This window comes from Pseudorhodoplanes sinuspersici (assembly GCF_002119765.1).
GTDB lineage: Bacteria > Pseudomonadota > Alphaproteobacteria > Rhizobiales > Xanthobacteraceae > Pseudorhodoplanes > Pseudorhodoplanes sinuspersici.
On record NZ_CP021112.1, the window covers coordinates 5,836,177 to 5,855,749 of the forward strand.

At 60.9% G+C, this 19,573-nt stretch carries 18 protein-coding genes; 5 read left to right on the forward strand and 13 right to left on the reverse strand.

The window, feature by feature from the left end:
- Positions 1 to 19 precede the first annotated feature (19 nt).
- The 5 genes from CAK95_RS30110 to CAK95_RS28340 form a co-directional block, all read right to left on the reverse strand.
- Entirely contained in the window at positions 20 to 1,144 is a 1,125-nt protein-coding gene (locus CAK95_RS30110; RefSeq protein ID WP_245303555.1) for a hypothetical protein, read from the reverse strand.
- A gap of 181 nt (positions 1,145 to 1,325) precedes the next feature.
- On the reverse strand, positions 1,326 to 1,814 hold the full coding sequence (gene cynS / locus CAK95_RS28325) for a cyanase (protein WP_086091004.1): 489 nt from the start codon (positions 1,812 to 1,814) through the stop codon (positions 1,326 to 1,328).
- A gap of 127 nt (positions 1,815 to 1,941) precedes the next feature.
- The gene (locus tag CAK95_RS28330) at positions 1,942 to 2,841 is read right to left on the reverse strand and encodes an ABC transporter ATP-binding protein (protein ID WP_086091005.1); all 900 of its coding nucleotides are present in this window, start codon (positions 2,839 to 2,841) and stop codon (positions 1,942 to 1,944) included.
- A gap of 6 nt (positions 2,842 to 2,847) precedes the next feature.
- Positions 2,848 to 3,687, reverse strand: a complete 840-nt coding sequence (gene ntrB / locus CAK95_RS28335) for a nitrate ABC transporter permease (protein ID WP_086091006.1) — start codon at positions 3,685 to 3,687, stop codon at positions 2,848 to 2,850.
- Between the two features lie 61 nt (positions 3,688 to 3,748).
- A complete protein-coding gene (locus CAK95_RS28340) occupies positions 3,749 to 5,146 on the reverse strand; it encodes a CmpA/NrtA family ABC transporter substrate-binding protein (protein ID WP_086091007.1) in 1,398 nt (465 codons plus the stop codon).
- A 307-nt stretch (positions 5,147 to 5,453) separates the two neighbouring features.
- On the opposite strand from CAK95_RS28340, the gene CAK95_RS28345 reads away from it, so the two are divergent.
- Together CAK95_RS28345 and CAK95_RS28350 are read left to right on the forward strand one after the other, a co-directional pair.
- A complete protein-coding gene (locus tag CAK95_RS28345) occupies positions 5,454 to 7,307 on the forward strand; it encodes a sigma-54 interaction domain-containing protein (RefSeq protein WP_245303920.1) in 1,854 nt (617 codons plus the stop codon).
- 42 nt (positions 7,308 to 7,349) lie between these two features.
- Positions 7,350 to 8,666, forward strand: a complete 1,317-nt coding sequence (locus tag CAK95_RS28350) for a DUF3422 family protein (RefSeq protein ID WP_086091008.1) — start codon at positions 7,350 to 7,352, stop codon at positions 8,664 to 8,666.
- An 85-nt stretch (positions 8,667 to 8,751) separates the two neighbouring features.
- Here CAK95_RS28350 and CAK95_RS28355 read toward each other — a convergent pair whose 3' ends face one another.
- From CAK95_RS28355 to dapA, 5 genes are all read right to left on the reverse strand, one after another.
- On the reverse strand, positions 8,752 to 9,381 hold the full coding sequence (locus tag CAK95_RS28355; protein ID WP_245303556.1) for a hypothetical protein: 630 nt from the start codon (positions 9,379 to 9,381) through the stop codon (positions 8,752 to 8,754).
- Between the two features lie 117 nt (positions 9,382 to 9,498).
- Complete coding sequence (locus CAK95_RS28360; RefSeq protein WP_086091009.1) at positions 9,499 to 10,284, reverse strand: SDR family NAD(P)-dependent oxidoreductase; 786 nt, start codon at positions 10,282 to 10,284, stop codon at positions 9,499 to 9,501.
- Positions 10,285 to 10,293: 9 nt separating this feature from the next.
- Complete coding sequence (gene hpaR / locus CAK95_RS28365; RefSeq protein ID WP_245303557.1) at positions 10,294 to 10,797, reverse strand: homoprotocatechuate degradation operon regulator HpaR; 504 nt, start codon at positions 10,795 to 10,797, stop codon at positions 10,294 to 10,296.
- Complete coding sequence (locus CAK95_RS28370; protein ID WP_086091010.1) at positions 10,794 to 11,651, reverse strand: fumarylacetoacetate hydrolase family protein; 858 nt, start codon at positions 11,649 to 11,651, stop codon at positions 10,794 to 10,796. Before CAK95_RS28370 ends, hpaR begins: the two co-directional genes overlap by 4 nt.
- A complete protein-coding gene (dapA, locus tag CAK95_RS28375) occupies positions 11,648 to 12,562 on the reverse strand; it encodes a 4-hydroxy-tetrahydrodipicolinate synthase (protein WP_086091011.1) in 915 nt (304 codons plus the stop codon). The genes CAK95_RS28370 and dapA overlap by 4 nt, the downstream gene beginning before the upstream one ends.
- Before the next feature lie 152 nt (positions 12,563 to 12,714).
- Between dapA and CAK95_RS28380 the strand changes: the two genes are divergently transcribed.
- The 3 genes from CAK95_RS28380 to hpaD all read left to right on the forward strand — a co-directional run bounded on the left by CAK95_RS28380 (position 12,715) and on the right by hpaD (position 15,784).
- Complete coding sequence (locus CAK95_RS28380; RefSeq protein ID WP_086091012.1) at positions 12,715 to 13,098, forward strand: 5-carboxymethyl-2-hydroxymuconate Delta-isomerase; 384 nt, start codon at positions 12,715 to 12,717, stop codon at positions 13,096 to 13,098.
- Positions 13,095 to 14,615, forward strand: a complete 1,521-nt coding sequence (hpaE, locus tag CAK95_RS28385) for a 5-carboxymethyl-2-hydroxymuconate semialdehyde dehydrogenase (protein WP_086091013.1) — start codon at positions 13,095 to 13,097, stop codon at positions 14,613 to 14,615. Before CAK95_RS28380 ends, hpaE begins: the two co-directional genes overlap by 4 nt.
- 185 nt (positions 14,616 to 14,800) lie before the next feature.
- Positions 14,801 to 15,784 carry a 3,4-dihydroxyphenylacetate 2,3-dioxygenase gene (gene hpaD, locus CAK95_RS28390; RefSeq protein WP_086091014.1) on the forward strand — a complete coding sequence of 328 codons (984 nt, stop codon included), beginning with the start codon at positions 14,801 to 14,803 and terminating at the stop codon, positions 15,782 to 15,784.
- Between the two features lie 922 nt (positions 15,785 to 16,706).
- Here the strand turns inward: hpaD and CAK95_RS28395 are convergent.
- The 3 genes from CAK95_RS28395 to CAK95_RS28405 are packed head-to-tail and all read right to left on the reverse strand — an operon-like array spanning position 16,707 to position 19,566.
- Positions 16,707 to 18,101: an NAD(P)(+) transhydrogenase (Re/Si-specific) subunit beta gene (locus CAK95_RS28395; RefSeq protein WP_086091015.1), complete on the reverse strand. Its 1,395-nt coding sequence runs from the start codon at positions 18,099 to 18,101 to the stop codon at positions 16,707 to 16,709.
- A gap of 7 nt (positions 18,102 to 18,108) precedes the next feature.
- Positions 18,109 to 18,420, reverse strand: a complete 312-nt coding sequence (locus tag CAK95_RS28400) for a proton-translocating transhydrogenase family protein (RefSeq protein WP_086091016.1) — start codon at positions 18,418 to 18,420, stop codon at positions 18,109 to 18,111.
- A 12-nt stretch (positions 18,421 to 18,432) separates the two neighbouring features.
- Positions 18,433 to 19,566: a Re/Si-specific NAD(P)(+) transhydrogenase subunit alpha gene (locus CAK95_RS28405; protein WP_086091017.1), complete on the reverse strand. Its 1,134-nt coding sequence runs from the start codon at positions 19,564 to 19,566 to the stop codon at positions 18,433 to 18,435.
- Positions 19,567 to 19,573 lie beyond the last annotated feature (7 nt).

Here is a 19,573-nt window from a genome sequence, read left to right on the forward strand (position 1 = left end):
GTCTTATAAACAGCGGAATTCACAACAATTTCGTGATCATACTCTGAATTCCGGCTGCAACCAAATTGCCGGCAGCACTTTCAGCGATTGTCAGGATGGACTGCAGAGCGACCTGCAGCTTCGACGGCTCAGGAGAGCAGCTTCTGATCTCATCTTCTAAAAGCTTCAGCGGCACGAGTATCTCCGTGCGTTGCGGCTCAGGCAAAGAACCCACATGCGGCTTAATCTGCTCGACGAGTTGAGCAACAGCCAGTGGCTGAAGCTGGTTGACTATGTTGACGCTGTTATCCGTTCCAAACGTGACGCGCGAATTGTCACCATGAAAATGATTCGTTATTCGCTGAATGACCTGATGCGGAGGGGCGGCAGCTTCCCGGCTCCGACGCACTTTTGACTGGAAGCTAGAGGGGATGCCGTGAATGCCTGTCATGAAGTTCGGGTCATCCACCACGTAATCCTCGACCAGCCCGGAAGGGAGAGACCGAAGAAAATGGTCGCCTGGCTCCAGTGGCAGATCAGCATCGAAGGTGATGATTTGACCAGGGGAAACCTGCGCTTGGATCTTTTCGCGTACGACCGTTCCGTCGGTCTTCACCAACGTTACCCTATCTCTCATCATATCCCTGAAGACCATGCCGTCCCCTCCCTTAGCGACCTCAATGTCGCAATAAATATGTCGCAATGTCGCTATGCGCGATTCGATGTCGGAAGGTTGCGCTCCAGCCCAATTTCCGAGGTCCTGTGCGGACGGAAACGCGAAGCCATTCCCCCTCAGAATACGGTCTTTATCGACTGCCGCCTTGCGGATTTTTGTTATGAAGACACGAATAAGCGAGTGGGCCTCATTCAGTGCTTTCGACCTTATTTCGAGGGGATAGTTCTGCAACTCCCGCTCGATCTCGTCAAACAACTGCCCAACCTTCTGCCGGGCATATCGCTGGATCGTACCCCAATAAACGTCACGGGCCGTACCGGAGAACTTGATGCCGCCATATCTGATCATTCTGCCGTCGAATCCGTCGATTTCGACGACGCTGTCGCGTCCAATCTGGTGCCAGTTGAAAAACCACTCGTTTTGCATACGCAAGTATTCAGCATCTAGCGCGATCTGCAGTCGCGCTCCAATCGGGGTCAGCGTGCTCATGCCCAGAACTTTACGGACGAGCCAAACCCCACACAATAGACTGGCTTAGGTTCAGACAATTAGCGCCAAGGTCGCGGCATGTGCCAGCCAAGTAGTGGCTTGAAAAGAAAAGGGTGGATTACGGCGTTACGCGCGTAATCCACCCTTTCAGCCTGCAGATTGCGAGACGCGTAAGCGCGCCTCAATCCTCCTTGAACCCGTATTCCGGCACGTTGCCCGTCGCGCCGTAATACTTGTAGGGCAGGAATTTGCCGCTCATGGTCAGCTTGACGCGGTCGCCCTTCGGGTTGGCGGCGCGCTCCATCTGCATGTCGAAATCGATCGCCGACATGATGCCGTCGCCGAATTCCTCCTCGATCAGCACCTTCATCGCCGGGCCGTTGATCATCACCAGCTCGTACAGGCGGTAGATCAGCGGGTCCTGCGGCGGCATCTGGATGTTTTCGCCGCGCATCGGCGTCTCGTTCAGCATCGTCTCCTCGGCCTTGGACAGGCCGAACAGTTCCGCCGCCTTCATCGCCTGCGGCTTGGTCAGCTTCATCTGGCCGAGCAGCGCGCCGACGATCAGCGTGTCGGAAAAGCCGCCGATCTCGCCGCAGATGTATTTCCACTTCCAACCCTTCTCGCGCTTGATGTCGAGAATCTTTTCGGTGAGGTCGCTACGTTTCATGGGTGGTCTCCCAGCAGAGTGACGGATTCAGATTTCGGGCGTGACATTTCAACCCGCTCGTCTCCGCGAAGGCGGGGACCCAGAGTCTGGATTCCCGCCTGCGCGGGAATGAGCGGAGCAAGTGGCTTCAACCATTGGCCGCACGCGGCTTCGCAGCGTCGCTTGCCGCAACCACCTGCGGCTCGACCGCGCCCGGCCGGATCAGCGGCACCTGCCGCGGGTCGAAATCCGGCGTTTCCTTCGTGAAGGTGCGGCTGCGCGCAATCAGGAAATCGATGATGTGGTTGCGCACCGCGTAATAGAGCGGATGCTTGTGGAATTCGGTGCGGTTGCGCTCTTTCGGCAGCGGATTCTCGACGATTTCCGCCAGCACCGCGCCGGGCCCGTTGGTCATCAGCACGATCTTGTCGGCGAGATAGATCGCTTCGTCGACGTCGTGGGTGATCATGAACACGGTCTGGCCGGTCTCCTGGCAGATGCGGCGCACCTCGTCCTGCAGCGTGCCGCGGGTCAGCGCGTCGAGCGCCGAGAACGGCTCGTCCATGAGCAGGATCTTCGGCTCGATCGAGAGCGCACGCGCGATGCCGACGCGCTGCTTCATGCCGCCGGAGAGTTCGGACGGGCGCTTGTGCTCGGAGCCGGTCAGGCCGACGAGGTCGATGAATTTTTGCGCGTGCTTGTTCACCTCGGCGCTGGACCATTTGCGCCATTTCGAGGTCACGGCATAGGCGACATTGCCGAGCACGGTGCGCCACGGCAAGAGCGAGTGCCCCTGGAAGATCACCGCGCGGTCGAGGCTCGGGCCCTCGATCGCCTGGCCGTCGACGATCACCGCGCCCTCGGTCGGGGCGTCGAGGCCGGCGAGGATGTTGAGCACGGTGGTCTTGCCGCAGCCGGAATGGCCGATCACGCAGACGAACTCGCCGCGGTTCACGCCGAGCCACAGGTTTTCGAAGATCGTGGTTAAGCCCTTCGGCGCGGGGTAACGCTTGGCGATGGATTCGATGGAGATGAAATGGTCGGTCACGCTGCGCTACTCCGGGAACGTCACGAGCTTGGCGCAATAGGCGAGGATCTGATCGAGGATCATCCCAACGAGACCAATCAGCAAAATCGCGTTGATCACATTCACAATCGACAAATTATTCCATTCATTCCAGACGAAGTAACCGATGCCGGTTCCTCCGACGAGCATTTCGGCTGCAACGATCACAAGCCAGGCGATGCCGATGGAGATGCGCATGCCGGTGAGTATAGTCGGTGCTGCGGCGGGGAGGATAACTGTAAAAGCGCGGCGGATCGGTCCGACTTCGAGTGTGCGCGCAACATTCAGCCATTCCTTGCGCACAGCCGAGACACCAAACGCGGTGTTCAGCAGCATCGGCCACACCGAACAGATAAAGATCACGAAGATCGCCGAGAGGTTCGAATCCTTGATGGTGTAGAGCGCGAGCGGCATCCAGGCGAGCGGCGAGATCGGCTTCAGGATTTGAATGAAGGGATCGAGCGCCCGGCTCATCAATGGTGACATGCCGATCAGAAAGCCGATCGGAAGCGCGACGATCACTGCGAGGAAATAACCGGTCAGCACCCGCGCGAGCGAATAAGCCAACTGAATGCCGACGCCCTTGTCGTTCGGGCCTTTATCGTAGAAGGGATGATTGAGATGATCCCAGAGCGTCTTGGCGACGTCGAGGGGACCTGGCATCGCCGATTTTCCCTGCGTCGCCGTAATGCCCATCAGCTTTGCATATTCCGGGTCCATGGATGCGACAGTGCCGGAGCCGCGCGTCGCCAGATGCCACGCGGTGATGAACAGCGCGAAGATCGCGATCGAGACGATGGCGGCGCGGAGGGAGAGAGAGCGGGTCATGCTTTATGCTCGGGCACGGGCCTCTCCCCACGCATGGGGAGAGGGCGAAGAGAATTTTGACTTACGCCGACTTCTTGATCTTGAAGCTGCCGAGATAGTCCTCCGGCTTTGCCGGATCGAAGGTCTTGCCCATGACCACGAACGACTTCGTCGTCGCTGTTGGCGGCGTCAGACCAACCTCCTTCATCAGCTTGGCGGTATCGGTGGCGAGGAAGACCTGATTGGCGATCCCGGCGTAATCGACATCGCCCTTGATCTGGCCCCAGCGCTTCATCTGCGTGAGAATCCACACGGCAAAGGACTGCCACGGGAATGGATCGAAATCGACGCGATTCGGCTGCTTGACGATGTTGCCGAGGCCATCGGCGAATGTGCCGGTCAGAATCTGTTCCAGCACGATCGACGGCTGGTTGAGATAATTCGCCGGCGCGATCGCTTCGGCGATCTGCTTTCGGTTCTCTGCCTTATGCGCAAAAGCGGTGGCGTCGATAATCGACTTGAGCAATGCGGCGTAAGTGTTCGGCATCGTCTTGACGAATTCGTTCGATGCGGCGAACGCGCAACATGGATGTCCTTCCCAGATGTCCTTTGTCAGAATGTGGATGAAACCGACGCCATCATAGACCGCACGCTGGTTCATCGGGTCGGGGCCGAGGTAACCGTCGATATTATCGGCGCGAAGGTTCGCAACCATTTCTGGCGGCGGCACGGCGCGGATCTGCACATCGGTGTCGGGATCGATGCCGTGCTCCGCGAGGTAGTAGCGCAGCAGATAATTGTGCATCGAATAATCAAAGGGCACGGCGAACTTGAAGCCTTTCCACAACTTCGGGTCGCGCTTGTCCTTGTGCTTGAGCGACAGCGTAATCGCCTGGCCGTTGATATTTTCGACCGCCGGCATGGTGTAGGGCGTTGGATTCGAGCCCACCCCCATGGTGATGGCGAGCGGCATCGGCGACAGCATATGCGCCGCGTCGTATTCCTTGTTCAGCGTCTTGTCGCGGATCACAGCCCAGCCGGCCGTCTTGATCACTTCGACATTGAGGCCGTGCTTTGTATAGAAACCCATCGGATGCGCCATGATGATCGGCGTGGCGCAAGTGATCGGAATGAATCCGACCTTCAGGTCCTTCTTCTCCAGCGGAGCGCCCTGCCCGAACACTTCGGTTGCGGTCTTCAGCGGGAAAAATTGCGAGATCGCGGCCAGCGCCGTCGAAGCACCGACCGATTTCAGGAACGCTCTGCGGCTTGCATCCTGCGGAAACATCGCCCGCATGACCGCGGAGGCGACCACGCCTTCGTAGCGCGCCTCCTCGCTTTGCGGCGCCTCGACGGCTGCGCATTGCAATTGCCGGATCGCGTCGCGCTCATGTTCGGTCTCGTTGATGTGACGGCCGCAGGAGCAACCTGCGGAGTGCAATCTGCGCTTGGGATCAAATGCATCGTCGAATGTGGACATCGAAGCTCTCCCGTCTGAAGCAACCGCCTGCAATGGACCGGGATCGCGCCGAGAGGCGCAGCGGCCGGCCTTTACGGGAGAATGAGCAAACTCGGTGCCAGATCACCGGCGCGCCGCCGGCCAATCTGACGCAAGCGAAATAGCGTAGGAAAACCGAGATCGATGGATTACTATTTTTCGTGATTTACGAAATTTGGTAGCAATGCTACGAATTTCGGATCAATCACGGCTTCGCGCGATGCATTCTCCACTGCACGAAAAACAGGCAATAGCGCATCACGCTGCCGATTTCGGCCGCATCTTCGAAATGTGTCCCGAGGCGATGCTGGTATTGCGCCCGGCTGAAGACCGCATTGCCGATGGCAACCCGGCCGCCTGCCGGCTTCTCGGCTATGATCGCCAACAACTGCGTGGGATGGCGGTGACCGCCCTTCATCCCGGTCAGTTGCCGGCATTGATCGTGTTTACCGACGGCGTCATGGCCAAGGGCGAATACTGGACGCGGGGCCTCAAGCCCCGCCATGCCGCTGGCCACGAACTCGTGCTGGAATATTCCGCCAGCGTGCTGACGCGCGGCGGTGCGCCCGAATTGCTGCTGACGATGACCGATCTCGCCACGCAACGCCGGCGCAATGTCGATACCGAAGCCGATCTCTATGTGCGCGGCGGGATCGAGGAATGGCAGCGGGTCGAACGCTTCTTCCGCGATGTCGAGCGAGAGAACCAGTTGATCCTGCGCGCGGCCGGCGAAGGCATTTATGGCGTCAATGCCGACGGCAAGACCACGTTCGTCAATCCGGCGGCCGAGCGCATGTTGGGCTGGAAAGCGGAAGAGCTTGTCGGCAAGGACATGCATTCGATCGTGCATCACACGCATGCGGATGGCTCTTATTATCCGGCGATGCATTGCCCGATTTATGCGGCGTTCCGCGATGGCGCGGTGCACCAGGTCGACAACGAAGTATTCTGGCGCAAGGATGGCACCCGCTTCTTCGTCGAATATACATCGACGCCGATCAAGGATCGCGGCAGCGTCGTCGGCGCGGTGATCGTGTTTCGCGATGTCACGCAGCGCAAGGAAGCCGACGAGAAGCTGCGCAGCGCGCTGGCCGAAGTGGAGCAGCTTCGCAAACAGCTCGAACGCGACAATGAATATCTGCAGGAAGAGATCCGCCGCGAGAGCAATCATCGCGGCATCATCGGCGCCAGCGCCCCGATGCAGAAGACCATCCGGCAGATCGAACTCGTTGCACCAACCGATGCCAGCGTGCTGATCACCGGAGAATCTGGCACCGGCAAGGAATTGATCGCGCGCGCCATTCACGATGCCAGCAAGCGCAGCCACCGTCCGCTGATCCGCGTCAATTGCGCCAGCATACCGCGCGAATTGTTCGAGAGTGAATTCTTCGGCCATGCCAAAGGCGCCATTCCCGGCGCGCTGCGCGATCGGCTCGGCCGTTTCGAATTGGCCGATGGCGGCACGCTGTTTCTCGACGAAGTCGGCGAAATCCCGCTGGAGCTGCAGGGCAAGCTTTTGCGTGTGTTGCAGGAAGGGCAATTCGAGCGCGTCGGCGAATCCCGCACGCGAAACGTCAATGTCCGGGTGATCGCTGCAACCAATCGAGACCTTGCAGCCGAGGTGCGGCAGAAGCGATTTCGCGAGGATCTTTATTTTCGGCTGAATGTCTTTCCGGTGGAATCCGTACCCCTGCGCGAACGCACCGACGATATCTCCCTGCTCGCGGCGCATTTTCTGCGGCTCGCCAGCGGTAAGTTGAAGATCAGCGATCTGCGCCTGACCGAAGGCGATGTCCGGCGGCTGACGCAATATGCCTGGCCGGGCAATGTCCGGGAATTGCAGAATGTCATTGAGCATGCGGCCATCCTGGCTCGCAACGGACGCCTGCGCATCGACCTGCCCGGCGGTTTAACGCGCGGCGCCGGCGGACCGAACAATGCTTCCCTGCTCACCGAGGATGAACGGCGCGACCGCGATCGCGCCAATATCATTGCGGCGCTCGACGCCTGCGGCGGCAAGGTGTTCGGACATGGCGGCGCGGCGGAATTACTCCATGTCCGGCCAACGACGCTGGCGTCACGCATCAAGGTGCTGGGCATCAAAGTCCTGCGGAAAGGGCAGTCATCTTCTCTTACCGATTGATATGCTACATTGGCGTGCAGCGATCGCGTGAAGACAGCCGGCATGAGCGCAGACGTAACCATCGGCGAGACCAATCTGAAACCGCATCGGCTTCGCGCCACGGTGCTCGGCGAAGTCCATGCGCGGCCATTCACGGCTTTATCGACGCCAGCGCGTGTCCTGCATTTCGCTTTCGACACCATGAGCGATCAGGCCGAGGCCGACCGAAACGCCCTCGCCGACCTGTGCGTCAGACGTGGTGTCCAGCCGCCTCGGCCCGGCGACAAGCACCTGCATGTCTCGTTCGGTGACCTGAGTTTGCGCTGGGAACAACATTCGGAATTCACCACCTACACCTGGGAATTGCCGTCCAATCCGGCCGAGGCGCCGTTCCAGCCGCCCGCTTCATCGCTTGCCACCCCGATGGGACTCGTGCCGCAACCAGGCCCGCTGCTGGTGGCGATCGATCTGCAACTGATGAACGACGAATCTGACCGGATCGACGTGACGCGTCTGTTCAACCGGCCGAGCCTTGCGGTCGCGGACAACTCCGACGGCACCGCCTTGTACGCGACAGACTTTCAGCCCGATGCCGGCGGCTTTGTCCATATCCTCGTGCTCGATCGGGGGCTTGGACCTGAGCGCGCTGGCGCATTGGTCCAGCGCCTGATCGAACTTGAAACCTATCGGACGCTCGCCCTTCTCGGCTTGCCGAAAGCGCAGGAGCTCGCCCCCTCGATCAATCGTATCGAAAAACGGCTCGCCGAGCTGACTGAGGAATTGCGCAGCACCTCCGCGCTGGCCGACAATCGCCGACTGCTGGACCAGCTCACCGCACTCGCAGCGGAACTGGAAGCGGGCGCCACCGGCAGTCTGTTTCGCTTCGGCGCCAGCCGCGCCTATGACGAGATCGTGCAGACCCGGTTGAAGATCATCGGCGAACGCAAGGTCGGCGGCTTGCCGACATGGTCGTCGTTCCTCGCGCGCCGCATGGCGCCCGCCATCCGCACCTGTGCCACCACCGAAGAGCGGCAGGCCACGCTCTCTCGCAAGCTTGCTCGTGCCGCCAACCTGTTGCGCACCCGCGTCGATGTCGAACTCGAACAGCAGAATCAGGAATTGCTGAAATCGATGAATGCGCGCACTCGCCTGCAGTTGCGTTTGCAGGCGACGGTAGAGGGATTGTCGGTCGCCGCGATCAGCTATTACGTCGTTGGGCTGTTCGGCTATCTGGTGAAGGGCGCGCACGATGCCGGCTGGCCGATCGAGCCGTCATTGGCCACGGCCGCTTTTGTACCCATTGCGGTGCTTGCGATCTGGTGGACGGTCCGCCGCATCCGCAGCCGGCATATCGGCCGGGACCACGAGCACGCGGTATGAGCATCGTATCCGCTCGTCCCCGCGAAGGCGGGGACCCAGCGCATGACTCTGGATTCCCGCTTTCGCGGGAATGAGCGGAGTTTGTTTACATCGGCGGCGTGAGCCCATCCTTGCCGACATTCACACGCGCTGCGGTGAAAGTGCCGTCGGCTTGCGGGATCGCGGCAACGATGAAGATCTTCGCGCCCGGTTTCAGATCGGCCATGCTGCCCGGAACATAGGTGACGATCGGCGCCTCTTTCGGAACGATGATCTTCTTTTCACCGTCCTTGTATTTGACGGTAATGGTCTGGCCGTCGACGCCGGCCACCGTTTCGGCAACCGTTGCATTGGTCATCGTGCTCTGCGGCCGCACGTCCCAGGGACCGAAGCCTTCGGCGACGCCGCGCATGGCTTCCGGGAAGATATGAACATGCAGCGCGCGTTGACTACCGTCCGGCTGCGGCATGGCGGAGACGCCGATATAGGAGTTCGGCTTGATATCGCCGATGTTCATCGGAACGATGCCGGCGACACTGACATTATCCGCGAGCTTGATCTTCAGATCCTTGCCGTCGCGCGATTTCACCGTCATCATCGGACCATCGACAGCGACGATCTCGCCACGCACGCGGATCGGCTTGTCCTGCGCGAGCGCAAAGCCGATAAAGCAAAAGACTGCAATTGCAGCGGCCACTATCGTGGAGATATGTGACAAATTGATACGAGCGGTCATGATGCCCTCCCTTGCTTCCGGCGCTTTACACGCCGCGTGCATGCCCGGGAGAACACCAACCGCCCGATGCTATTCCCTACGCAGGCGGGACCTTGGCAACAAAAGCGAGGCTGTCTGTCAGTAATATCCCGGCTGCGAGCCGCCATCGACCGGGATTGCCGCGCCCTGAATATGACGCCCCTTCTCACTGCACAGAAACAAGATCAGTTCGGCAATATCCGCCGGCTCTCCCATCCGCTTGATACCGTCACGAGCGACGGCTTGCGCGCTGATTTCACCGACTGTCTTGCCCGCGGCGGTCGCGCGTTGCGCAAACAGATCCTGCACGCGATCCGTTGCGGTCAGCCCGGGATGGATGATGTTGACGTTGACGCCTTCCTTCATGCCGAGACGCGACAATCCCTTGGTGAAGTTCGCCATCGCAGCGTTGCACGAGCCGCCGATCAGGAAATCGGCGCTCGGCGATCGGGCCGCACCGCCACCGATATTGACCACATGACCCTGCGCATCCTTCAACATCGGCCAGAACAGCCGGGACAACCGCACACAGCCGAAGAATTTCAGCGCGAAACCGTCGAGCCAGCTTTCATCGCTCAGCTCAAGAAAATTGCCGGCTTTGGTCGCACCTGCGTTGTTGATGAGGATGTCACAGCGCCCGAGCCCCTTCCTCACCAGCGCGTACAGCTTCTCGCAATCCGACAGCTTGCGCAGATCGAGTGCTGCTGTAACAGGATGGGGACCGCCAGTTGCGACAATGGCCTGCGCAGCCGTCTCCAGATTTCTTTCCGATGTCGACGCGATGACTGTCTGCGCGCCCTCGCGTGCGAACGCTTCCGCAATGCCGCGCCCGATTCCGCGGCTGCCGCCGGTAATGACAACAACCTTGCCGGTGAACGCGCCCATCCATCGCTCCTATCGCAAGGCCGCGCGCCGAACGGCAACCCGCGACCGCGCCGCAGCCGATGGCACCCGTCGCTGTGGCTTGGCGAGGACGCCGATCACCTCATCGAGCAATCCATAAATCTGTTCGAGCCGCATCGGTCCAATCTCCTGCGCAAGCGCGGCATAGATCGCTTCGGATTGGGGCGCGACCGTCTCAAACAGACGACGCCCTTTGGCCGTCAGCGAAACAATAATCCGTCGCTGATCCTGCTTGTTGCCACGCCGGGACACAAGCCCATTGGCTTCGAGCTTGGGCAGGATACGCGACAGGCTTGCGGCATGCAGGCAGCAGGCGCGGCCAAGCTCAACGATTTCGAGCGCCTCGACCTCGTTGAGCGCACGGACGATCCGCCATTGCTGATCGGTCAGGCCGTGCGCCGTCAGATGTGGCCGGAAACGCTGCATGATGGCTTCCCGCGCCAGCATCAACTGCATCGGCAGCGAGCGCTGGAACGGGCGCATCCGCACGCTCATAGTCCATCCTCAACGCCGTTGCGCAGCGTCCCGATCTCCGGGACGGTCACCTCGATCACATCGCCCGGCTTGAGCCATTTGGGCGGATCGAAACGGGCGCCGGCGCCGGTCGGCGTACCGGTGACGATCATGTCGCCAGGCTTCAATGTGGTGAAGGTGGTGATGTAGGCGAGCAGCGCACCGTAATCGAAGATCAGGTTCGCCGTGGTGTCGTCCTGCCGCACTTCGCCATTGACGGTCGTCGTCAGATGCAACGGCTTGCCGTATTCGATCTCGTCGGCTGTCACCATCCACGGACCGATCGAGCCGGAGCGGTCGAAATTCTTGCCTTGCGTCACGTTGAATTTGGCATGCCGCACCCAGTCGCGGATCGTCCCCTCGTTGCAAAGCGTATAGCCGATGATGTGGTCGGCGGCCTGTTCGGCGGTAATGCGATGGCATTCCTTGCCGATCACAATCACGATCTCGCCCTCGTAATCGAGTTGCGGCGATTCCGGCGGGCGGATCAGCGGCTGACCGTGGCCAACGAACGAGCCCGGCGTGCGAAAGAACATGCTGGGATATTTCGGCTTTTCCGAACCGTCCTTGTATTCCTCATTGCGGTTGCCGTAATTCACACCGATGCAAAGGATCTTCTCCGGTCCGATCACAGGCGGCAGCAATTGCACGTCCGTCAGTGGAAAGTCCGGCCGCACATTCGCGGCGACGTCCATCACTTCTTTCAGTGCATCGGCACGCAGGACATCGAGCAAACTATGAAGGCGCGGCATGCGCGGACGCACATCGACAATGCCATCGCCGATCACCGCGCCATATCCGGGGCGGCCACGATGCGTAAAACTCGCTAATTTCATTCTGCAGCTTCGCTCGTCAAAAGACCCGCACGCGACAGCACATCGTCGAGGCGCTTTTCCAGTTCCGGCGTGGCCGGCACCATCGGCAGGCGATGTTCGTTGCGCTCGATGATGCCGAGACGCTTCGCCATGTATTTGATCGGGATCGGATTGGTGTCGTAGAAAATCGCCTTGTTGAGACCGTGCAGGCGATGGTGCAGATCCTGCGCCGTCTTCAGGTCGCCGCGCCACACCGCTTCGCACAGATCCGACAGGACGCGCGGCCGCAGGTTGCCGACCGCATTCATCAGTCCACAGGCGCCGATCGCCATCATCGGGAACGACAACTCCTCAAGCCCGACGAAAATCCTGAAATCCGGCCCGGCGACAGCCAGGCACTCGGTCACGAAATCGAGATCGAGCGAGGCGTGCTTCATGCCGACGAAGTTCGGCGATTTGTCGCGCAGTTCCTTGACCGTGTCGATCTTGATGTCGATCGCGGCGCGGCCTGGAATGTGATAGATCATCCACGGCAGATCGATGCCCTTCATCACCTCGAGATAATAGGCGATCATGCCGCGCTGCGGCGGCCGCGTGTAATAGGGTGTCACGATCAGCAGAGCATCGGCGCCCGCCTTGGCGGCGTGCTCGGTGAGAATGCGGGTTTCCCAGATCGCCTGCGAGCCGGTGGCGGCCACAATCGGCACCCGCCCCTTCGCCACCTCGACTGACAAGGTTACCAGCCGGTTGCGTTCTTCCGTCGTGAGCGATGCCGGTTCCGACGTGGTCCCGTTCACCAGGATACCATGCGATCCTTCCCGGATCTGCATTTCGATCATGCGAGCATAGGTATCGTAGTCGACCTCGCCGTTTCGAAACGGCGTCAGCAGCGGCGGAATTGAACCCTTCAGGCGATCAAGGGGTAACGGCATGGACGGCCTCCCGTTTTCTTAGGCGATAAACGCTCTTTTGTTTCCGGTAGCAACCGGCTTGACGCCCGGCCCGGACCAATGATTAACATGTTAAATGTCTCCACCGGGGCGCGTCAACGACCCCGCCAACAGGCGACAAGGAGGATCGACGCATGCCGCATATCATCGTGGAATATTCAGGCAATCTGGACGATTCGGTGGACGTGCCCGGCCTGTTGAGTGCCTTGCACCAGGCGATGATCGAGACCGGGGTCGCCGATACCGCTGCCATTCGCACCCGCGCGATCCGTCTTGAGCACTTTTGCATTGCCGACCGCGATCCGGCGAACGGCTTTGTCCAGATTACCGTCCGCATGCGCGAGGGGCGGCCGGCGGAAGCGTATCAGAAGGTTGCGGAAAACCTGATGGCGGCCGCCGAAAAATCGCTCGAGCGCGCCTTTGCGTCGCATCCGCTGCAACTGGCGCTGGAAATTCACGAGATCACCCAGCTCACGCTCCGCAAGAACACCGTTCGCGGAAAAGAGAAGGCAGCATGACGACGGCACTCGACGAGACCATGGCCCGCGCGGAGGGATACCTCGCGCGTTTTCGCAAAGGCACCGTGGCCCATCTGATCGACGGCAAGCCGGACCTCGGCACTGGCGAAACCTTCGAGACGGCCTCGCCGATCGATAACACGGCCATTGCCAAAGTTGCGCGTGGTGGTGCAGCCGAGATCGATCGGGCCGCGAAAGCGGCGATGAAAGCGTTTCGCACCAATTGGGGCCGCACCTCCGGCGAGAAGCGCCGCGCAATCCTGCATAAAATCGCCGATGCGATCGTGGCGCGCGCCGACGAGATCGCCTATGTCGAATGCATGGATACGGGTCAGCCGATCCGTTACATGTCGAAGGCGGCCCTGCGCGGTGCGGAAAATTTCCGCTTCTATGCCGACCGCGCACCGGATGCGGCCGACGGCCTGTCGCTGCCGACCGAGACGCATCTCAATTACACCTTGCGCCAGCCGATCGGCCCCGTGGGCGTGATTACGCCGTGGAATACGCCGTTCATGCTGTCGACCTGGAAGATCGCACCTGCCCTCGCCGCCGGCTGCACGGTCGTGCACAAGCCCGCGGAATGGTCTCCCCTCACCGCGCAATTGCTGGCGGAGATCTGCCTCGAGGCCGGATTGCCGGCGGGCGTGCTCAATGTCGTCCATGGCTTCGGCGAAGACGCCGGCAAGGCGTTGACCGAACATCCCGACATCAAGGCGATCGGCTTTGTCGGTGAAAGCGCGACCGGCTCCGCCATCATGCGCCAGGGCGCGGCCACACTGAAGCGCGTGCATTTCGAACTCGGCGGCAAGAATCCGGTGATCGTGTTCGGTGATGCCGATATCGACCGCGCGCTCGATGCCTGCCTGTTCATGATCTACTCGCTCAACGGCGAGCGCTGCACATCCTCCAGCCGCGCGCTGGTGGACGCATCGATCTATGACGAATTCGCCAAGCGCGCGGCCGAACGCGTCAAGAAGATCAAGATCGGTCACCCGCTCGATCCCGCAACCGAGATCGGCCCGCTGATCCATCCGCGCCATGTCGACAAGGTGCTCAGCTACGTCAATGCCGCGCGTGAGGCCGGCGCGACGGTTGCCGTTGGCGGCGGCCGCGCCAATGGTGGTGTCGGCAATTTTGTTGAACCGACGCTCTACACGCATGCCCGCAACGACATGAAAATCGCGCAGGAAGAAATCTTCGGGCCGGTGCTGACGATGATCCCCTTCGCCGACGAAACCGAGGCGATCGCGCTCGCCAACGATGTGCGTTACGGCCTTGCCGGCTATCTGTGGACGCGTGATGTCGGCCGGGCGCATCGCATGGCGCAGGCGCTGGAGGCCGGCATGATCTGGGTGAATTCGGAAAATGTCCGCCACCTGCCGACCCCGTTCGGCGGCGTGAAATCATCCGGCATCGGCCGCGACGGCGGCGACTATTCGTTCGATTTCTACATGGAGACGAAGAATATTGCGATTGCGCTCGACAATCACAAGATTCCAAAGATTGGAGCTAGCTGAACGACTCTAAAATTTGCCCCGTCATCCTGAGGTGAGAGCATCGCTGGCAAGTTTACGCAGCAGCGTAAACTTGGTTGCGTGCGAGCCTCGAAGGATGAACGGCCACAGAACGGGCCGTCGCCCTTCGAGGCCCGCGCTTCGCGCGGGCACCTCAGGGTGACGGAGAAAAAACCAAGGAAACGTCCATGCCCATTCGTAAACCGAATTTCACCCCGCCCTTCAACATCGTGCGCGCCAGCCATATCGAATTCGACGTGCGCGACATTGCAAAGTCACGCGCCTTCTATGTCGACTGCCTCGGCTATCTCGTCACCGACGAGGACAAGGATTCGCTGTATCTGCGCGCGGTGGAAGAGCGCAATCATCACTCGATCGTGCTGCGCAAGGCCAACGATGCCAGCATTCCGGCGTTGGGCTTCAAGGTCGCAAGCGAGGAAGATCTCGATCGCGCCGCCTTCTGGTTCGCCCATAAGGGCTTCCCGACATCGTTCCCGGATGTGCCGCATCAGGGCCGAACCTTACGCACCTGCGACATGTTCGGCATGCCGCTCGACTTCTATTTCCGGATGGAACAGCCCGAGTGCATGCTGCGCAAATATGCCGAATACAAGGGCGCGCGCATCCAGCGCATCGATCACATCAATTGCTTCACGCCGGATGTTCAGGCGTCCTACGATTTCTATACCGATCTCGGCTTCCGCCTGACCGAATATACCGAGACGGATGGCGAGAATGGTCAGCTCTGGGCGGTGTGGATGCATCGCAAGGGCAATGTGCATGACCTCGCCTTCACCAACGGCCGCGGCCCGCGCCTGCATCATATCGGCGTTTGGACCGCAAGCTCGCTCGACATCCTGCACATCTGCGATGTGATGGCGTCGTCCGGCTTTCTCGACAATATGGAGCGCGGCCCGGGACGGCACGGCATTTCCAACGCTTTCTTTCTCTATATCCGCGATCCCGACGGTCATCGCGTCGAGCTGTTCACGTCGGATTATCTGACAGTCGATCCCGACCATGAGCCCCTGCGCTGGTCGTTGCAGGACCCGCAGCGCCAGACGCTATGGGGCCATCCGGCGCCCAAGTCCTGGTTCGAGGAAGGTTCGGTATTCACTGGCGTTCCGGTCCGCGAGCCGGTGCTGGAGGCGCAGCCGATCGTGGCAAGGTAGCGAGGAAACCCAAGCGTATTCCGCTCGCCCCCCGCGAAGGCGGGAATCCAGAGCCACAAGCAAGGCTGTCGGTTGAAGCCCTGGATTCCCGCATGCGCGGGAATGAGCGGGTGTTGAGAGAGCGAGGTAAAACAACAACCGCAATCAACGCGTTTGGATCGCGATAGGTTTTGTTCGCTCAGCCATCCTTGCCGCAATGTCAGTCGCATTGGCTCGCGGGCAGTCCATCCTCGTCCGCTCATTCCCGAAGGCTGTTTGAAAAATGGATCCGGCAATGAGGCGGCACTCTTACCCTCCCCTGGAGGGGGAGGGTCGCTGTGAGCGAAGCGAGCAGCGGGGTGGGGTGATTTCCATGTTCAGAATTCACCCCACCCCGGCTCGTATCTCACTTGCGTTCGATACGCGCCGACCCTCCCCCTCCAGGGGAGGGTGAACCGCGCGGCCGTTGGCTGAAAATTCCCGCTTGACAATTTTCCTATTATATGATTTTTTTCCTTCATCCCGCTCCGCTGAAGGGGCGTTTCATGAGCGTCGTGAGACGTGGGGCGGGAAGCGGTGGCCGTGTGTGCGCTTGAGACGTGAAGCGCCGCGCGGAGGCCCAAGCTGCGATGATCCGGCTCACCGGCCGTGGGTCACCAGCGGAGGATAACAAGACCAGCCGCCCGGTGTCGTCCGGTCCACGGTGTCTGTCCTCCGGGGTTGTCGCAGAGCAAGCCTCAAACACCGCGCGCGGAACGCCGGAATCTTTCGGCGGTTCGTGGTGCTACCAATCTCATGCGCTTACCACACTTGCGCATGGGGCCGCGGGCAGGCTGAGAGCCCGGCGTTCCGCGCGCCCTTCTCTTCGAAGGGTTCCGAGCGGCGGTTTGGACGACGGGCGCGCCCGCGCCGGCTAAATAACAGGGCCGGCGGAGCTATGTCCTCACATCGCCTTGACGATGCTCTCGGTCATCTTCTTGGCATCGCCGAGCAGCATCATGGTGTTGTCGCGATAGAACAGCGGATTGTCGATGCCGGCATAGCCGGAGGCGAGCGAGCGCTTGATGAACATCACGGTGCCGGCCTTCCATACCTGCAGCACCGGCATGCCGTAGATCGGCGAGGACTTGTCCTCTTCCGCGGCCGGATTGGTCACGTCGTTGGCGCCGATGACAAAGGCGACGTCCGCCTGCGCGAATTCCGAATTGATGTCCTCGAGTTCGAACACCTCGTCGTAGGGCACGTTGGCTTCGGCCAGCAGCACGTTCATGTGGCCGGGCATGCGGCCCGCGACCGGGTGAATGGCGTATTTGACCTCGACGCCGTCCTTCTTGAGATGGTCGGCCATCTCGCGCAGCGCGTGCTGCGCCTGCGCCACCGCCATGCCGTAGCCCGGCACGATGATGACCTTGGAGGCGTTCTTCATGATGTAGGCCGCGTCTTCCGCCGAGCCGAGCTTGACCGGCCGCTGCTCCTGCGCACCGCCCGCCGCAGCCACCTCGCCGCCGAAGCCGCCGAGGATGACGGAGATGAAGGAGCGGTTCATGCCCTTGCACATGATGTAGGACAGGATCGCGCCCGAGGAGCCGACCAGCGCGCCGGTGATGATCAGCGCGGTGTTGCCGAGTGTGAAGCCGATGCCCGCCGCGGCCCAGCCCGAATAGGAATTCAGCATCGAGATCACGACCGGCATATCGGCGCCGCCGATCGGGATGATGATCAGCACGCCGAAAATGAGCGAGGCGATCACCAGCAGCCAGAACAGCATGTGGCTTTCAGTGCGTGCGAGCAGCGTGATCAGCACGATCACGCCAATGGCAAGCGCGATGTTGATGGCATGCCGCGCCGGCAGCATGATCGGCGCGCCGCTCATGCGGCCCGACAATTTCATGAAGGCGATGATCGAGCCGGTGAAGGTGACGGCGCCGATGGCGGTGCCGAGCGACATTTCAACGAGACTCGAGCCGTGGATCGCTCCCACCTTGCCGATACCGAAGGCCTCCGGCGCATAAAGCGCGCCCGCAGCCACCAGCACCGCGGCCATACCGACCAGCGAGTGGAAAGCCGCGACCAGTTCCGGCATCGACGTCATCGGCACCCTGCGGGCGATCACCGCACCGATGCCGCCGCCAATGCCGATACCGAGGATCACCAGCAGCCAGGCAATGGCGCCGGCCGGAGGATGGGCCGCAAGCGTTGTGAGGATCGCGATCCCCATGCCGATCATGCCGAACAGGTTGCCCTGCCGGCTCGTTGCCGGAGACGACAATCCGCGCAGCGCGAGAATGAAAAGAACGCCGGCGACGAGATAAAGCAGCGCGACGAAGTTTGGGCTCATGTCACGCTCACTGCTTCTTTTCTTTCTTCTGGTACATCGCAAGCATGCGCTGCGTCACCAGGAAGCCGCCGAAGATGTTGATGGATGCGAAAACCAGCGCGATGAAACCGAGCACGCGCGCAAACACCGTACCGGAGTCCACGATCTGCACACCGACCGCCAGCAGCGCGCCAACCACAATCACCGAGGAGATTGCGTTGGTCACCGACATCAGCGGCGTGTGCAGGGCGGGCGTGACCGACCACACGACGTAATAGCCGACGAATACGGCCATCACGAAAATCGAGAACTGGAAAACGAAAGGATCGACGTGTTCCATTGCGGTCGCTCCTTAAGCCGCGCCCTTCGGCTGGAAATTTGGGTGGATGATCTGGCCGTCGCGCGTCAGCGCGGTCGCCTTGACGATCTCGTCGTCCCAGTTGATCGCAAGCTTCTTCTCTTTCTTGTCGATCAGGATGTCGAGGAAGGTCAAAAGGTTCTTCGCATAAAGCGCCGATGCCGAAGCGGCGAGTCGGCCGGGCACGTTGTTGTGGCCGACGATCTTCACGCCGTTGACGTTGACGACCTCGCCGGCCCGCGCCCCTTCAACATTGCCACCGCGTTCGACCGCGAGATCGATAATCACCGAACCCGGCCGCATCGACGCCACCATTTCTCTGGTGATCAGCCGCGGCGCCGGACGGCCCGGAATGAGCGCCGTGGTGATGACGATATCCTGCTTCTTGATGTGCTCGGCGACAAGTTCGGCCTGCTTGGCCTGATACTCTTTCGACATTTCCTTGGCATAGCCGCCAGCGGTCTCGGCCTGCTTGAATTCGTCGTCCTCAACCGCGATGAATTTCGCACCGAGGCTCTGCACCTGCTCCTTCACCGCGGGACGGACGTCGGTCGCGGTCACCACGGCGCCGAGACGGCGCGCCGTCGCGATCGCCTGCAAGCCAGCAACGCCGACACCCATGACGAATGCCTTAGCCGCGGGCACCGTGCCGGCCGCCGTCATCATCATCGGCAGTGCGCGGCCATATTCGGCGGCGGCATCGATCACAGCGCGATAGCCGGCCAGATTCGCCTGGCTCGACAGCACGTCCATGGATTGCGCACGGGTGATGCGCGGCATCAATTCCATCGCGAACGCGACAAGACCGGCATCGGCCAGGCCCTTCAGCGCCACTTCATGGCCATAAGGATCCATGATGGCGATGACCAGCGCACCCTCTTTGTAGAGGAGCGATTCCTCAGGAGATGGACGCCGGACGCGCAGAACGACGTCGGCGTTCTTGGCCGCGTCTTTCGAGACCGTCGCACCGGCAGCCGTGTAATCGGCATCAAGGATTCCCGACTGAACGCCGGCGCCGGGCTCAACAGCGACCTCAGCCCCCAGACCGATCAGCTTCTTGACCGTTTCAGGCGTACCGGCAACGCGCGGCTCAGCCTTATCGGACTCCGCAGCAACCGCAATTTTCATTTGGCCC

Coding starts and splice junctions, on each gene's coding strand:
- CAK95_RS30110 (WP_245303555.1), bottom strand. CDS start 1,144: ATGAGCACGCTGACCCCGATTGGAGCGCGACTGCAGATCGCGCTAGAT.
- cynS (WP_086091004.1), bottom strand. CDS start 1,814: ATGAAACGTAGCGACCTCACCGAAAAGATTCTCGACATCAAGCGCGAG.
- ntrB (WP_086091006.1), bottom strand. CDS start 3,687: ATGACCCGCTCTCTCTCCCTCCGCGCCGCCATCGTCTCGATCGCGATC.
- CAK95_RS28340 (WP_086091007.1), bottom strand. CDS start 5,146: ATGTCCACATTCGACGATGCATTTGATCCCAAGCGCAGATTGCACTCC.
- CAK95_RS28345 (WP_245303920.1), top strand. CDS start 5,454: ATGTGTCCCGAGGCGATGCTGGTATTGCGCCCGGCTGAAGACCGCATT.
- CAK95_RS28350 (WP_086091008.1), top strand. CDS start 7,350: ATGAGCGCAGACGTAACCATCGGCGAGACCAATCTGAAACCGCATCGG.
- CAK95_RS28355 (WP_245303556.1), bottom strand. CDS start 9,381: ATGACCGCTCGTATCAATTTGTCACATATCTCCACGATAGTGGCCGCT.
- CAK95_RS28360 (WP_086091009.1), bottom strand. CDS start 10,284: ATGGGCGCGTTCACCGGCAAGGTTGTTGTCATTACCGGCGGCAGCCGC.
- hpaR (WP_245303557.1), bottom strand. CDS start 10,797: ATGAGCGTGCGGATGCGCCCGTTCCAGCGCTCGCTGCCGATGCAGTTG.
- CAK95_RS28370 (WP_086091010.1), bottom strand. CDS start 11,651: ATGAAATTAGCGAGTTTTACGCATCGTGGCCGCCCCGGATATGGCGCG.
- dapA (WP_086091011.1), bottom strand. CDS start 12,562: ATGCCGTTACCCCTTGATCGCCTGAAGGGTTCAATTCCGCCGCTGCTG.
- CAK95_RS28380 (WP_086091012.1), top strand. CDS start 12,715: ATGCCGCATATCATCGTGGAATATTCAGGCAATCTGGACGATTCGGTG.
- hpaE (WP_086091013.1), top strand. CDS start 13,095: ATGACGACGGCACTCGACGAGACCATGGCCCGCGCGGAGGGATACCTC.
- hpaD (WP_086091014.1), top strand. CDS start 14,801: ATGCCCATTCGTAAACCGAATTTCACCCCGCCCTTCAACATCGTGCGC.
- CAK95_RS28395 (WP_086091015.1), bottom strand. CDS start 18,101: ATGAGCCCAAACTTCGTCGCGCTGCTTTATCTCGTCGCCGGCGTTCTT.
- CAK95_RS28400 (WP_086091016.1), bottom strand. CDS start 18,420: ATGGAACACGTCGATCCTTTCGTTTTCCAGTTCTCGATTTTCGTGATG.
- CAK95_RS28405 (WP_086091017.1), bottom strand. CDS start 19,566: ATGAAAATTGCGGTTGCTGCGGAGTCCGATAAGGCTGAGCCGCGCGTT.